The 13,628-nt window shown below is 62.0% G+C and carries 14 protein-coding genes; 8 read left to right on the top strand and 6 right to left on the bottom strand.

All coding sequences use genetic code 11. The annotated features are described in order from the left end of the window. Positions 1 to 25: 25 nt before the first annotated feature. From folP to QP934_RS05430, 8 genes are read left to right on the top strand one after another with little or no spacing between them, the layout of a single operon-like run. Positions 26 to 988, top strand: a complete 963-nt coding sequence (folP, locus tag QP934_RS05465) for a dihydropteroate synthase (RefSeq protein ID WP_419127003.1) — start codon at positions 26 to 28, stop codon at positions 986 to 988. A 3-nt stretch (positions 989 to 991) separates the two neighbouring features. Further along, positions 992 to 1,372, top strand: coding sequence for a dihydroneopterin aldolase (gene folB, locus QP934_RS05460; RefSeq protein ID WP_049377907.1), 381 nt, complete (start codon positions 992 to 994; stop codon positions 1,370 to 1,372). Continuing rightward, on the top strand, positions 1,372 to 1,857 hold the full coding sequence (gene folK / locus QP934_RS05455) for a 2-amino-4-hydroxy-6-hydroxymethyldihydropteridine diphosphokinase (RefSeq protein WP_419127002.1): 486 nt from the start codon (positions 1,372 to 1,374) through the stop codon (positions 1,855 to 1,857). Before folB ends, folK begins: the two co-directional genes overlap by 1 nt. Then, positions 1,854 to 2,327 (top strand): DUF3180 domain-containing protein, encoded by a 474-nt coding sequence (locus QP934_RS05450; RefSeq protein WP_340419038.1) that lies wholly within the window; start codon positions 1,854 to 1,856, stop codon positions 2,325 to 2,327. Before folK ends, QP934_RS05450 begins: the two co-directional genes overlap by 4 nt. Positions 2,328 to 2,332: 5 nt before the next feature. After that, positions 2,333 to 3,370 (top strand): DUF6779 domain-containing protein, encoded by a 1,038-nt coding sequence (locus QP934_RS05445; protein ID WP_419127001.1) that lies wholly within the window; start codon positions 2,333 to 2,335, stop codon positions 3,368 to 3,370. Further along, positions 3,371 to 4,045, top strand: a complete 675-nt coding sequence (locus QP934_RS05440; protein WP_337888572.1) for a hypothetical protein — start codon at positions 3,371 to 3,373, stop codon at positions 4,043 to 4,045. Continuing rightward, complete coding sequence (locus QP934_RS05435) at positions 4,042 to 4,944, top strand: pantoate--beta-alanine ligase (protein ID WP_419127000.1); 903 nt, start codon at positions 4,042 to 4,044, stop codon at positions 4,942 to 4,944. The genes QP934_RS05440 and QP934_RS05435 overlap by 4 nt, the downstream gene beginning before the upstream one ends. Continuing rightward, positions 4,944 to 5,564: a GNAT family N-acetyltransferase gene (locus QP934_RS05430; RefSeq protein ID WP_419126999.1), complete on the top strand. Its 621-nt coding sequence runs from the start codon at positions 4,944 to 4,946 to the stop codon at positions 5,562 to 5,564. Before QP934_RS05435 ends, QP934_RS05430 begins: the two co-directional genes overlap by 1 nt. Before the next feature lie 12 nt (positions 5,565 to 5,576). On the opposite strand, the gene QP934_RS05425 is transcribed toward QP934_RS05430, so the two are convergent. The 6 genes from QP934_RS05425 to QP934_RS05400 all read right to left on the bottom strand — a co-directional run bounded on the left by QP934_RS05425 (position 5,577) and on the right by QP934_RS05400 (position 13,454). Further along, complete coding sequence (locus QP934_RS05425; protein WP_419126998.1) at positions 5,577 to 6,878, bottom strand: aminopeptidase C; 1,302 nt, start codon at positions 6,876 to 6,878, stop codon at positions 5,577 to 5,579. Positions 6,879 to 6,891: 13 nt separating this feature from the next. Next, complete coding sequence (locus QP934_RS05420) at positions 6,892 to 8,190, bottom strand: aminopeptidase C (protein WP_419126997.1); 1,299 nt, start codon at positions 8,188 to 8,190, stop codon at positions 6,892 to 6,894. Between the two features lie 49 nt (positions 8,191 to 8,239). Then, a complete protein-coding gene (locus tag QP934_RS05415) occupies positions 8,240 to 9,181 on the bottom strand; it encodes an ArsA family ATPase (protein WP_419126996.1) in 942 nt (313 codons plus the stop codon). Further along, the gene (locus QP934_RS05410) at positions 9,172 to 9,429 is read right to left on the bottom strand and encodes a cory-CC-star protein (protein ID WP_198492073.1); all 258 of its coding nucleotides are present in this window, start codon (positions 9,427 to 9,429) and stop codon (positions 9,172 to 9,174) included. Before QP934_RS05410 ends, QP934_RS05415 begins: the two co-directional genes overlap by 10 nt. Beyond that, positions 9,413 to 11,125 (bottom strand): carbon starvation protein A, encoded by a 1,713-nt coding sequence (locus tag QP934_RS05405; protein ID WP_419126995.1) that lies wholly within the window; start codon positions 11,123 to 11,125, stop codon positions 9,413 to 9,415. The genes QP934_RS05410 and QP934_RS05405 overlap by 17 nt, the downstream gene beginning before the upstream one ends. Positions 11,126 to 11,351: 226 nt before the next feature. Further along, positions 11,352 to 13,454, bottom strand: a complete 2,103-nt coding sequence (locus tag QP934_RS05400; protein ID WP_419126994.1) for a PhoX family protein — start codon at positions 13,452 to 13,454, stop codon at positions 11,352 to 11,354. Positions 13,455 to 13,628: the final 174 nt, after the last annotated feature.

Here is a 13,628-nt window from a genome sequence, read left to right as displayed (position 1 = left end):
CCACGAAAGCGAGAAGGAGCACGCCATGCAGCAGGCAACCTCGGTATCGGATCTGACCATTGCCCAACGCACGCTGGTGATGGGCATCGTCAACGTCACGGAGGATTCCTACTCCGATGGCGGTAAGTGGTTGGACGTCGATGCCGCCATCAACCACGCCCGCGAACTCGTGGCGCAGGGCGCGGACATGATTGACGTCGGTGGTGAGTCCACCCGGCCGGGTGCGGTGCGGGTAGAAGCGGACATCGAAAAGCGCCGCGTGGTTCCCGTCATTAAGGCGCTGAGCGAGCTGGGCATCCGCACTTCCGTGGATACGATGCGGGCCTCGGTGGCCCGCGCGGCGGCAGCGGCCGGTGTGGACATGATTAATGACGTCTCCGGTGGCCGGGCTGATCCGGAGATGTATCGCGCGATGGCTGAGGCTGGCGTGCCCGTGTGCCTGATGCACTGGCGCACGCTGCAGGAAGGCGCCTTTGGCTCCGCGGCCGGTAGCGCCGACCACGGTGGCGATGTGGTGCGCGATGTGCATGAGACCCTCGAGCGCCTGGCGAATAATGCGCTGACGGCTGGCGTACGCCGCGATAATATCGTGCTCGATCCGGGCTTGGGCTTTGCCAAAACCCCGCAGGATAACTGGGCGCTGCTCAAGGCTCTGCCGGAGTTTCTCGACGCTGAATTCCCGGTGCTGGTGGGTGCCTCGCGCAAGCGCTTCCTTGCCGCCATCCGGGAGGACCGTGGCGTGGAGTCCAGCCCGCTGCTGGCCGATCCCGCTACCGTGGCCGTGACCGCCATTTCCGCCCAGATGGGCGCGTGGGGCGTGCGCGTGCACGAGGTCGCTGTCTCGCGCGACGCCGTCGATGTGGCCGCTGCTTGGAACGCCGGCAATGACTACACGGGCGGGGTCAACGCCAGCGGCAGCTATAGCAATGGTGCCGATGGCAATGGAACCATGAAATCCACCGCCCTACCGCGCAACCCTGAGGAGTAAAACATGGCAGACCGCATCGAGCTCACCGGCCTAGAATGCTTTGGCTACCACGGCGTTTTCGACGAAGAAAAGCGCACCGGCCAACCCTTCATCGTGGACATCACCTGCTGGTCGGAGTTCGCAGAGGCCGCCGCCACCGATGATCTGACCAAGACCATCAATTACGCCGAGCTTGCCGACGTCGCCGCCACAATCATCGAGGGCCCCGCCCGCGACCTTATCGAGACCGTCGCCAGCGAGGTGGCCGATACCATCATGGAGACCTTCGATGGCCTGCATGCCGTGGAGGTCACCCTGCACAAGCCGAAGGCGCCGATTCCGCGCACTTTTGCCGACGTCGCCGTGGTCGCCCGCCGCTCCCGCAAGCACGCGAGGACTCTCTAATGCGCGCGGTGCTCTCCATCGGCTCCAATATGGATGACCGCGTGGAGCTTTTGCGCACGGTATTCAACGAGTTTGCCAGCGAGATCGTTGCCGCTTCGCCCGTCTATGCCACCCCGCCGTGGGGCGTGACGGACCAAGACGAATTCCTCAACGCGGTGCTCATCGTGGACGTCGAGGAGACTCCGAAGGAACTCCTGCGCCGTGGGCAGAAGCTCGAAGAGGCTGCCGAGCGTGTCCGCGTGCGCCACTGGGGCCCGCGCACGCTGGATGTCGACATCATTGATATCGAGGGCTATACCTCCGACGACCCAGAGCTTATCGTCCCGCATCCTTATGCCCACGAGCGTGCCTTCGTGCTGATTCCGTGGTTGGCGGCCGATGGTGGTGCTAGGTTGAGTGGGGAGGGCGTCGCCAAGCGGGTAGCAGCACTCGACCCGAAGGAGCGCGCCGAGATTCGCCGGCTGGGCATGATGGAGGAGCTATGACACGGACCTCGCTGGGTGCCCTCATCGGCACCGGGGTCTTCTTTGCCGCCGCCGCGGCCATCCTCACCACGCGCTTTTATGGCTCCATGCTGCAAATCCCGGTAACGGTCTCGGCCACGCTGTGGCTTATGGCCGTCATCTGTGTGGCGCTGACCTGGAAGGTGGACCAAGCCACCGAGGATGAGCATGGCATTGGCCTGGATAATTCGCAGCTCAACCCCATGACCATCACGCAGTTCATGCTGGTAGGAAAAGCCTCGGCATGGACGGGTTCCATCGTGGGCGGCATCTATGCCGGCATTGCCGTCTACGTCATCCCCAATGCCGGCACGCTCGCGGCGGCTTCCGATGACCTCGTGGGGGTCATTGCCTCCGCGCTCGGTGGACTCGCGATGTCTGCGGCTGGCCTGCGGCTAGAGCGACACTGCGAGACCCCGCCCCCACCAGATGGGGTTCAAGCGGTACATTAGTGAGCATGACTGAGCCGCGCTCTTCTTCTAGCAATACTTCCGCCAAGACGACCAAGCCGGACTTGGGCCAGATCGGCCTTATCGTCCTCGTGGGGCTGGCCGTGGTGGCCAGCATCGTCATGCTGATTTCCGGCTCTGCCGCCGCGCTCAAGATCGCCCTCATTGCTGCCCTGTGGGCCGCTGTGCTTGGCTTCTTCCTAGTGATGCGCTACCGCCGCCAGGCCGAGGAGTCCGTGACCAAGCTGGAGCTGCAGGAGCGTGCTCACCGCGCCGAGCTCAAGCAGGCCCGCACAGTCGATGGCCAGCCGCTGCCGGATCAGGAACTGCTGGATGAAATCCGCACCGAGCTGGCTTCCATCCGCAAGCAGATCGAGGATCTTTCCGGCCAGAACTTCACCTATGAACCGGCCGCTCTGCACGCCGAGGCGCGCCGCATCATGCAGCTCGAGGCCCAGACTGCGGCCGCTGCTCGCCCTGGCTCTGAGGAAGGCAATGTGGACTTCACCCAGTCCTCTTCCGGCGCCCCGTCCGCCGATGCTATCGCCGGCCGCTTGGGTAACCAGCCGTCCGCGGCTCACGCCGAGTCCAACCCGCTCAATGACATCATCAGCGAAAAGACCCGCGCGCAGCGTACCTCCGGCAAGCCTTCTGGTGCCTCCACCTTCAATACTGGTGGCTTCCAGGCCGTGCGCTGGGATACCGGCGGCGATGATTCCCTGAAGAATACCCGCACGTCCGCCTCCAGCGAGCACCATGGCAGCCACCGCAAGCCAGAGGCTGCCACCAAGGCCAATGATGAGACCCAGGACATTCCGCAGCAGCCGGCACCACAGCGCGATGAACGCGCGGAGTACCCAGGGTCCGGCCAGCACGTAGCCCCAGAAAAGTCCGAGCCGGTGCGCCAGAAGGCGGGCCGCGCGCATCACCGCGCCGCGGCCGATGAGCCCGATTCCCGCGGCCGCCGCCGCAGCGACGATAAGCGTGAGGGCGCGGTGTCTGTGGCCGAGCTTTTGGCCCAGGCAAAGAAAAAGAAGGATAAATAAATGCGCCCGCCACGCATGCGGGTAGCTCTGTTCGGCCGGAGCCTGGCCGGCTTTACCTTGGCCAATGCCATGGAAAGCGCCGGCCATGAGGTGCAGATGCTCTCGGATCCGGCCGAGCTTTCTTCCTTCGAAACTCTCATTATCGCCGTGGGCGATTCCCGCCTGGAAGCTACCGTGGAGTTGCTTGAGCCATACGTACATCGCGGATTAATCGTTTTCCACACCTGCCTTTCGCGCGGAGTGCAGGTATTGGATCCATTGGAAACCCACGGCTGCGTTGTCGCGGCGCTCGCTCCATTTACGCTTAAGCGCTGGGCGGTGACCACCCTGGATGAGCTGGGCGAGACCGTCGTGGAACTTAATATCGCCGAGTTTCGCGCAGAAACCGTAGCGCTTTCCGACGCCGAACGTGCCCCCTTCGCTGCCCGCGCCTACTACGCCGAAATGCTTCGGCGCTTGCATATCTCTGCTGCAGTTGATGCTCATTTCCTCTCGCCCTCAGAAGAGCCACCCCTGGTGGGTGAGGATATGGACACCGAAGAAATCATCGCCGCCTATCGCGGTGCCACCGACCCCGGACTGCGCCGCAGCTACGTGGAGGTTGCCCGCCGCCTAGGAGAGGTGGACGGCCGCGAGGAGCTGGAAATGTGGGCCCTACAAGAGGAGAGCCGATGAGCCTAGAGCTGGGAAATGCCACCGTCATCAGTGAGATTGAGCGCATCCGTATGGTTGGCAGCGCCTTTCATAAGACTGGCCGTCCGGTGGCTTTCGTACCGCTGACCAACGGCGTGCACGCCGGCCATATCGCGCTGGTGCGCGCGGCCAAGCACATCCGCGGCGCGGTTACCGTCGTGGCCCTGCAGTCTCCACACGAGGAGGACCTTGAGCTCCTGCGCGCCGAGGGCGTGGACATTGCCTGGAATTACTCAACAGATTCCTTGTGGCCACACGGCCGCCGGATCGCCGTGGCTCCGGTCGACGCCGCGAGCGCCCTCGAGCCGGATCTCAGCGAGGACCTCTCCCTGTACCTTGCGCTCATCCTGACGCTTTCGCCTACCGACGTCCTCCTCGGCGAAAAAGACTATGAGCTCCTCCTCGCTATCCACCACGCGGTCCAAGACTTCCACTTAGGCGTGCGCGTGCAGGGTGTGCCAGCAGTGCGCATGCCCGATGGCGTGGTGATGAGCCTGCGCAATACCAACGTCCCGGCCGGATCCCGTGACCAGGCAGCGGCCCTATCCGCCGCGCTGACCGCCGGCGCGCATGCCGCCGAAGCCGGTGCGGAGAAAGTCCGCGAGGTCGCCTCGGAAGTCCTGCGTGCAGCAGGCGTTGAGCCGGACTACCTCGAGGTGCGCGGTCGCGACCTCGGCACCCCTCCCGAGGAGGGTGATGCTCGCTTGCTCGTCGCCGCGACAATCGGCGGCGTCCGGCTCATCGATAATGTGGGCCTGCCGCTGGGAATCGGCTTTAATAATATTGAAGAGCACGAAGCCAAGGCCGAGCTCGAGCGCGAGCAACAACGCGCGCTAAAGCGCGCGCAAGATACCGCTTCCCAGCAGCCATCGGAGGACTAATGACCGATATCCAGATCCGCGACCTTGACCCGCGCGATGAGCCCCAAGCCATTTCCTTCGCTATCGAGGGCATGCACTTGCACTGGTTTGTGAAGAACCCGCGCTTTGAGCGCGCCTACGGCCGTTACTTTTGGGATTTAGAACGCGCCAAGGCCACCGATATCTTGGCCGCTTACGATGGCGACCGCTTCCTCGGCGTGCTGATGGCCTCCATGAAGGGCAAGCCCGCGCTGCCATATCCGTGGTGGCGCAAGGCTTATGTCCGCGCGGTGGAAATCTTCAACAACCTGCGCCCAGGCGGGCACCGTGATGATTACGATGCCGCCAATCAGGACATGCTGCTCAAGTACTTGGGTAAGCACCCCATTGATGGCGAAATCGGCTTCCTCGTCGCGGATCCCAATTCCGGCGTGAGCGGCGTGGGCACGGCCCTGCTCGAGGCCTTCGAAGCCCGTCACGAGGGAAAGAATGTCTATTTGTTTACCGATGACGGCTGCACTTATCAGTTCTATGACAGCCGCGGTTTCACTCAGGTGGGCGAGCGCACCATCGCGGTCAACGAGGACCGCGACTTGGTGTGCATGCTCTATGTGCGCCGCCTTGGCACGCCGCAGTCTTAGCGCGCCGCAGTCTTAACGCGCCAACGCTCCCATCGGATCCCAGGCCGGCAGGGTGGTCACGGACTCGGACTGCAACGCCGCTTGGTATTGTTCCGGCAGGCGGGAGGGGTGCACGGCGATTTCGAAGACGAACTCGTCGAACCAGTCATCGGCCATGGTCCAAAAGCCCTTATCGGCTTTCTTTGGACCCCAGGAATTCTCCACGCGCCAGCGATTGACGGTGCCGTCGTCTGCGATATCGGCGCCGGTAAAGACCATCGCGTGGGTCATCATGGACTCGTGCAGGCGCAAACGCTGCGCCTTGTCCAGATCCATCTCTACGCCGTAGAAGGCCTCATAATCGTGCAGGTGCTTGGCCCACACGCCGTGCTCATCATCGGATTGCGGGTCGGTATCGCAGCCGAACCAAACCGGCTGACCATCCTCGATGGAGGCACGCGCGGCATCGCGCAGCACCTCCACAGGCGCGTTTAAATAGGTCACGCGCTTTCCAGCCACGTTGCCCAGATACTCCACGGTGTAGAGCTCGCCATAGGCATTGCGCGGATCGTTGACCACGCATACGTACTCGCCTAGGTCCGCAGGCAGGTATTCCTGGGCAAACTCCTGTGGGGTATAGGTGCCCGCGCGGTGGAACTCATCGTCTTTATCGCGATACTGCCATACAAAGTCCTCGGGTGGCAGGCCAAGGTTGGCGGTGAGGATCCGGTAGACGTCGGCAAGCGCCTGCTTATGCGCGCCCTCTTCGCCGCTGCGGATCTGGTGGGCGGCGCGGCGCAGCACGGTCTGCAGGTTGCGGTTAAGCATCGCGGTGGCCTCGGAAGACGCGGTCTCCGGCATGGCGTACTGCGGCACGACGCCGTATTTTTCCACTAGGGCGACGAACATGGACCATTGACCGCCGTCATCGATGGGATCATCCATGAGCTTGGTTACGGTGCGGTCCGTAATATCGCGGTCCTTGAGCTCAGCCATGGCGGTAAGGAACCAATTGGCCTTTTCCAGCTTGTCAAAGAAGTAAATATAGGTCTGGGAAAGCTCAAAATCCTTGAGCTTGGCCTTGTCCATCAGGCCGCCGCGCAGGGAATTGAGGCCGGCAAAAATCCAGCAGCGGCCCGAAGCCTTCTGGTCGGCCACGCCCCAGGAATCTAGCTTATGGCTGGTCACGGGGGTGAGGCTGCGTAGTTGCTCACGGTCGAGGCTGAGCTTGTCGACGCCCTCCTGAGCCACCCCATTGCGCACCAGGCGCAGCGCGGCATCGCTGGTGAGCTCGGCAGTGGCGGCATGAACCTCGTTCGGGTTAATCTCTGTCATTTCTCGATTCTCCTTAGTTCATCCGGTCCCAGAGGGGAAGCTCAATCGGTTCGGTGGAAAGCGCCTCGGCCAGCTCGTCGCTCAGGTGCTCCTTGCGCACGGCGATGTGGAAGACGTTCTGGTCAAACCAGGCATCGGCCATGGTGGCAAAGCCCTTGCCTGGCACATCTTCGCCGTCTTCCTTGCGCGGTGGCTTGGAGCCCCAGGAGTTTTCCACGCGCCAGGCGCGGTCACCATCGATGCCGGTGAGGACCATCGCGTGGGTAGGTGCGGTCTCGCCGGAGGTAAAACGCTCCTCCTTGCTCATGGAGGAATCGATGCCGTAGAGGCCATCAGTATCCACTAGGCCTTCATCCCAAACGCCGTTGAGGAAGGAGAACTGGCGGTTGACATCGCAGCTAAACCACACCGGCTCGCCGGCCGCTAGGCTGCGCTTGGCGGTCTCCTTGAGCTCTTTCACGGTTGCGTTCACGTACTCCTGCGGTGCTCCGCCCAGGACATTGGTTTCATAGGCGCTGCTGAATACTCGATGCTTGGGGTTAGTGGAGCGGGGGTCATCGGCCAGTACCACGTACTCGTCCAAGTTCGGCAGATACTTTTCCGCAAACTCGCGCGGGGTGGAGTGCAGGCGCACGAATTGCTCGTCCTTGGTGCGATACGCCCAGGTAAATTCCTCCGGCGGGGTGCCCAGGTGGATGGCCAGGATCCGGTGGAAATCGGTGCGTGCCTGGCTGAGGATTTCTTCGCGCGGTCCGTCCTGTGCGGCGGCGCGGCGTACCACGGTAGCAAGATCGCGGTTCATCTCCGCGGTATTTCCAGACGAGCGTACCTCCGGCATAACCTCGGCAGGCACGGCACCGTACTTGGCTACGAGGTTGCTAAAGAAGCACCACCAGCCGCCATCGGCGCCGGCGTGATCGAGTACCGCGGCCACGGTGCGCTCGTCCCATCCAGCGCCCTTTTTATCCAGCAGCTGGTTGAGCACCAGGTTGGCGCGCTCTAGCTTGTCAAAATACTGCAGGTAGGTGAAGGAAAACTCGAAGTTATCTACATTGAGCTCCTTGGCCGCGCGGTGGCGGAAGACGTTCAGCGCCGCGAACATCCAGCAGCGGCCCGAGCGCTTTTGGTCCGATACGCCCAAGCTATCCAGCTTGACCTCGGTGGTGGGGTAGAGGGCCGTAATACGGTCGCGGTCTAGGGCCGCTTTCGCCGCCCCGACATTGGTGATGGCGTTGCGGGCGATGCGCAGCCGGGAATCGGCCGCGGCCTCCTCGCGCAAGTGGGATAGGTATTCGTTGGTGAGCAAAGTCATAGTTTCGGTTTTAGCAGACCCGGGCCCACAGCGGCGCGGGCGGGTGGAGCTAGAGGTATGCCGCCAGCTTGCCGACGGCCCCCGGAGTCCCCACTTCCTCCGGCAACCACGGAACCTCGCGCACTGGTGTATCAGGCAGCTGGGTGCGCAGGAGCGCGAGCGCCTCATCCTCGGCGGCGCGCCGGGCGGCCAAGAACTCGCCTTGGCCGGCCGGGGTGCGTCGGTTAACCAGCATGGATCCCACCCGCACACCGTTGCTCTTAAGATCCGCATGGAACTCAGCAGATTCCAGTACGGGCAGGCGCTCGGCGGTGAGCACAATGTGGAATACGGTGCGCGGGGAAGTAAGCGCGGTGCGCAGCTGGGCAAAGCGCTCGCGGCGCTGGAAAAGCGTGGCGCGAATTTCCTGATTGCGCCGGTCCACCGGGTCATTATCTGCGCCGCTGCCGCTAGACATCCCGCGCACCAGCGAGCCGAATTTATCGGATTTCTCGCGCCGGGAGAGTAACCCATCGGTATAGGCGGCCATGATCTCCGGCAGGGCCATCAGCCGCGAAGTGTGCCCAGAGGGAGCGGTATCGAAGACGAGGTAGTCGAAGCTCGGCTCCCCCACTACGAGCGCCGCTATGCGTTCCAATAGCGCCGCCTCTTGTGTGCCGGGCGATTGCCGGGCTAGGTCGAGGTGCTTTTTCACCTCACCGTGCAGGTGTTCGGGCATAAAGCGGCGCATCGAGTTCCCTACCTGCGCTAGGTGTTGCTCGGTCGCGCGCGCAGGGTTGATCTCGATGGCGGACAGGGTAGGGGTGAGGCCTGAGGGGGCGTCGCCAAGCGAGGCGCCAAAAATATGCCCCAGGTTATGCGCCGGGTCCGTGGACACCAGGCAGACGCGGTGATTGCGGGACAGGCGCAGCGCGGTAGCGGTGGCCAGGGTAGTTTTACCCACCCCGCCCTTGCCGCCAAAGAATATGATGGGTGCGGTCTCTAACAACATTGAATATTCTCCAGCGGGGATTTATCCATTCCCATGCGGGTATGCCAGGCGTGGAAATCCTCATAGACCAACGGCAAAAGTTCCAGGGTGTAGTAGCTGGCGGGGTTGGGGATGCCGAGCGCCTCCGAGGCAACCAGCATCAAGAAGAGATCGTCTTCTTGCTGCTGGGCCTTGGCAAAGCTGGCGCGATACGGGGCCTGGTAGTACTCATTGAGCCCGGCCGCAAGTGCCTTAAGCTTGTCGAGCATGTTCGGGCAGTGGAGCGTCAAGGTCATCATCGGACCATTCCAGCGGAGTCTCCTTGCGGGCGCGGGAAATGGCGCCAACGGCTTCCACAATGACCCAGATGGCGGCGACCACGATGATGACGTCCATGCAGAATAGCAGCCAGTTCTGGCTGGTAAATAGGGACTTCAGCTGGAGTAGTGCGGCCCACAGTGACATGGCGGTAACGAAGATGAGCGGGATGACCACCGGCCACGTCGGCCGGCGCAGGTGGGTAAGGATGACCACCACAATGGCCAAGGAAAGGCCCGCCATGAGCTGGTTGGTGGTGCCGAATAGTGGCCAGATGGTCATGCCACCGGAGCCATCCGTGCCGGCAGAGAAGGTCAGGCCGAAGGCCAAGCCCACCGCGATGACGGTGGCGGCCAAGGCCTTGATGCGCACGCCCATGATCTCGCCGATTTCTTGCACCACTAGCCGCTGCAGGCGCACGCCCGAGTCCATGGTGGTAGCGGCAAAGAGCACGGCCATGGTGGCCAAGATGGTGCCGGAGAGGGACGTGGGAATGCCCATGCCTTCGTTCATAAGCGCGCCGCCGCCGTGCACGAAAGCCTCCACGCCGCCTGCATTCCACTCGGAGTAGATCTCTTCCCACTGCTGCAGAGACTTAAAGCCCGCGGTGGTGGCGATGATGGTGCCTAGTGCGAGCAGACCCTCGCCCACGGCGCCGAAGTACCCCACAAAGCGCACATCGGTTTCCTTATCCACCTGCTTGGACGAGGTGCCGGAGGCCACCACGCCGTGGAAGCCGGAGATAGCGCCGCAGGCGATGGTGACAAAAAGTAGCGGGAAGATGCCCGGGGTGCCGTCCGGCACGTTATCGCGCAGCGCCGGTGCGGCCAGCGAAGGGCGGGTAATGAGGAAGGATCCGTACAAGATGGCCAGGCCCACAAAGAGCTGGAGGCCGTTGATGTAGTCGCGCGGCTGCAGCAACACCCACACCGGCAGCAGCGAAGCGATGAAAGCGTAGATGAATAACAAGATGATCCACACGCCGTTGGCGGGGATGCCCAGGACAGTATCTGGTAGGACCACAGGCACGCGGTCACCGATGATCATCAACGCGTAGAGCGCGACAACGCCTACGATGGAGACAAGCGGCAGGTTCCAGCTCAGGCGGTAGATGGCCTGGCCGATAAGCAGCGCGACGACGATGGCGCCCCACGTGGGGATTACGGCCGTAGGGGTGGAGACCAGCAGGTTCGAAATGACCACGGCGAAGGCCGCATTCACCATCAACAGCAGCAGGAAGATCACGATGAGGAAGAGGTTGCGGCCGCGTTTGCCAATGTAGCGCCCGGACAAAGTACCGATGGACTGGCCCTTGTGGCGCTGCGATGCCCACAGCGCACCCAAATCGTGTATGCCGGCAAAGAAGACGGTGCCGAGGGTGACCCAGAGAAACGCCGGAACCCAGCCCCAGATGACGGCTACGGCCGGACCAATGATGGGCGCGGCGCCCGCCACGGACGTGAAGTGGTGGCCCCACAGGACGTATTTATTGGTGGGCACAAAGTCCACGCCGTCTTCCATGGTGTGGGCCGGGGTGGAGTAGTTCGGGGATAGCCGGAAAATGCCCTTTCCAAGGAACTTGGAATAGAGCAGATAGCCGGCGCCCATCATCGCAATGCCGATGATGGCGAGGACTAGAGAGTTCATGGTGTGCGTCTCCTCATGGGCAAGTGGGTGGCGTGTCTCACACGTGCGGATAGTATGCCATAACTCACATAGGTATTAGCTCGTGGGGGAGACTGGCGGGTGGATTTATACTTGGAAGGCGCAGGCGGCGCAGTACCTCATGCTGCCGGCAGGAAAAACAACAGCGCGGCCCCAGTTCCAGTGGAGGAACGAGGGCCGCGCGGCGGGTGCTTAAACCAGGTGGTGCTTACTTCTTATCGACGCCGATGTTGCCGTCCTTCTTCCACACCACAACCACTGCTGGGCGTGGGGTGGACTTGCCACCCTCTGGCCAGTGGGAGGTTTGCTTTTCAAAGGTGGCGTCATCGGTTTCACCTGGGTGCTGAACGTTAACCATCACGCGCTCATCGGTGACGATGGGGCCGCAGGTCTCAGCGCCTGCCGGAACGGTAAGGAAGCACTTGAGCTCGCCGCGGGTATCGCCTTCGGTGGTCACCGCGTAGAGACCATCGTTGGACTCAAGGGCGTTGCCGTCGGTGGAGATCCATAGGTTGCCGTGGCTATCGAAGGCCAGGTTATCCGGGCAGGAAATCGGGGATACCTTCTCCTTGTCAAAGCCGCCGAAGTAGGTATTGGCCTCCTTCGGGTCACCGCAGACCAGGAAGAGGTTCCAGGTGAACTTCTCGCCAGCGTGGTCATCTTCAATCTCCATGACCAAGCCGTTCTTGTTCTCCTTGATGGGAGCCCATTCCATCGGCTCTTCCTTGTTCTTCTTGGCGTTCTCTCCGGTAGCGCCGCGGTATTTATTGTTGGTCAGGGCGACGTAGACCTTCTCGGAGTCTGGGTGAACCTGCATATCCTCAGGACGGTCCATCTTGGTGGCGCCCACCTTATCGGCGGCCTCACGGGTGTAGACGGCAACCTCTTCGGCAGACATTCCATCAACGTGGGACTCGAACTTGTTGTTCTCCGTATCGGAGGTCAGCAGCTTGATCCATTCGCCCTTGCCGTCGAAGGCCCCATCCTCTGGCAGCACGCCGGAGCCGTCAATCTCGTCCTCTGGGGAGTTGCCCTCTACCTTGGCCACGTACAGGGTGCCGTGGTCCAGGATGGTGAGGTTGTGCTCGATGTCGCCTTCTTTGTACTTCTTGGTGGAGATGAACTTATAGATGTACTCGAAGCGGGAGTCATCGCCGGAGTAGCACACGACGGTGCCATCGGATGCGATGTGGATGTTGCCGGCCTCGTGCTTGAAGCGACCCAGCGCGGTGTGCTTTACCGGGGTGGACTTCGGGTCCAGCGGGTTGATTTCTACGATCCAGCCAAAGCGGTTCGGCTCGTTCGGCTCCTTGGAGACGTCGAAGCGCTTATCAAAGCGCTCCCACTTGCGCTGGGACTCGCCGTCTTCCATGCCGAAGCGCTCTAGGGACTCCTGCGCCTTCTTGTCATCCAGCTTGGCGTGGGCGAAGTACTGGTCAAAGTTCTCTTCGCCAGAGAGCATGGTATTCCATGGAGTGATGCCGCCGGAGCAGTTATTCAGGGTGCCCTTGACCTTCTTGCCGGTCTTATCGGCGGAGGTCTTGACGTAATCGGAGCCGGCAGCTGGGCCCACCAGGGTGAATTCGGTGGTGGCGGTGATGCGGCGATTTAGCGGGCCGAACTCACGCTTGAGCTCGCCGGTCTTGCCAACCTTAGATACCTCCACGATGGAGTGGCCGTGGCCAGCCCAGCCGATCTTGGCCTGCTCCTCGGTGGGGTTATCCGCATCGTAGTTGGGGAACATCTGCGGCTCGGTGGTGTACTCGTGGGAGCAGACGTAGATAAGGCGGTTGTCATCGTCCGGGTGCTCGATAAGGCCCGCAAAGTCATTGTTGAAGCCGAACTGCTTCTCAGCTGCCTCGGCGGTCTGGTTCTTGTCATCGAATTCCGGCGCGTCCTCAAACAGCGGGTCGCCCCAGGCAATGAGGATGGACTGCTCGTAGCCATCCGGGATGACCACTTCGTCCTTCTCATTTGGCTGTACTGGGTCGAACTTCATGCCCTCTGCGGAGGTGAGCTCAACGTTCGCCTCAGAGGTTTTGCCGCCCTTGCCCTCGGAGGAAGAAGCCTCATTAGACGCATCATCCGGATTGGAGCAGGCCGCCAAAGCAGCACCGCCGCCCACGGTTACGACGGACAGGCTGCCCGCACGCAGCGCGGTACGGCGGGAGAACTGGTCAGCAAAGTACGGGTTATTGGACTTGTTCTCGCACTCGCCAAAGCAAGCATTACCGCACTTGTAGGTGCAGGTCAGGCTGGAACGAGAGGAGGCAAAGAGACTAGAGAGAAGGTTGCGGCCTTTAAGCGCCATTATTACTGCTCCAAATGGGTTGAAAATATTGTTTAGACACGGGGACAGCCATATATATAAGGAGATCTCAGTAACTGTGCGTTGGCGCGGAGGTGACGGTGAAGTGAATTATGCGTAAATCTTTTCCGGGGTGAGGGTGGCGTGGGCTAAATCGCGTGCTGCGGTGGGGATCGA

Origin of the sequence: Corynebacterium sp. MSK122, from assembly GCF_030229435.2 — a bacterium.
Lineage (GTDB): Bacteria > Actinomycetota > Actinomycetes > Mycobacteriales > Mycobacteriaceae > Corynebacterium > Corynebacterium marquesiae.
Note: the sequence above shows the minus strand (reverse complement) of the source record. Positions and strands in the feature narration are given on the sequence as shown.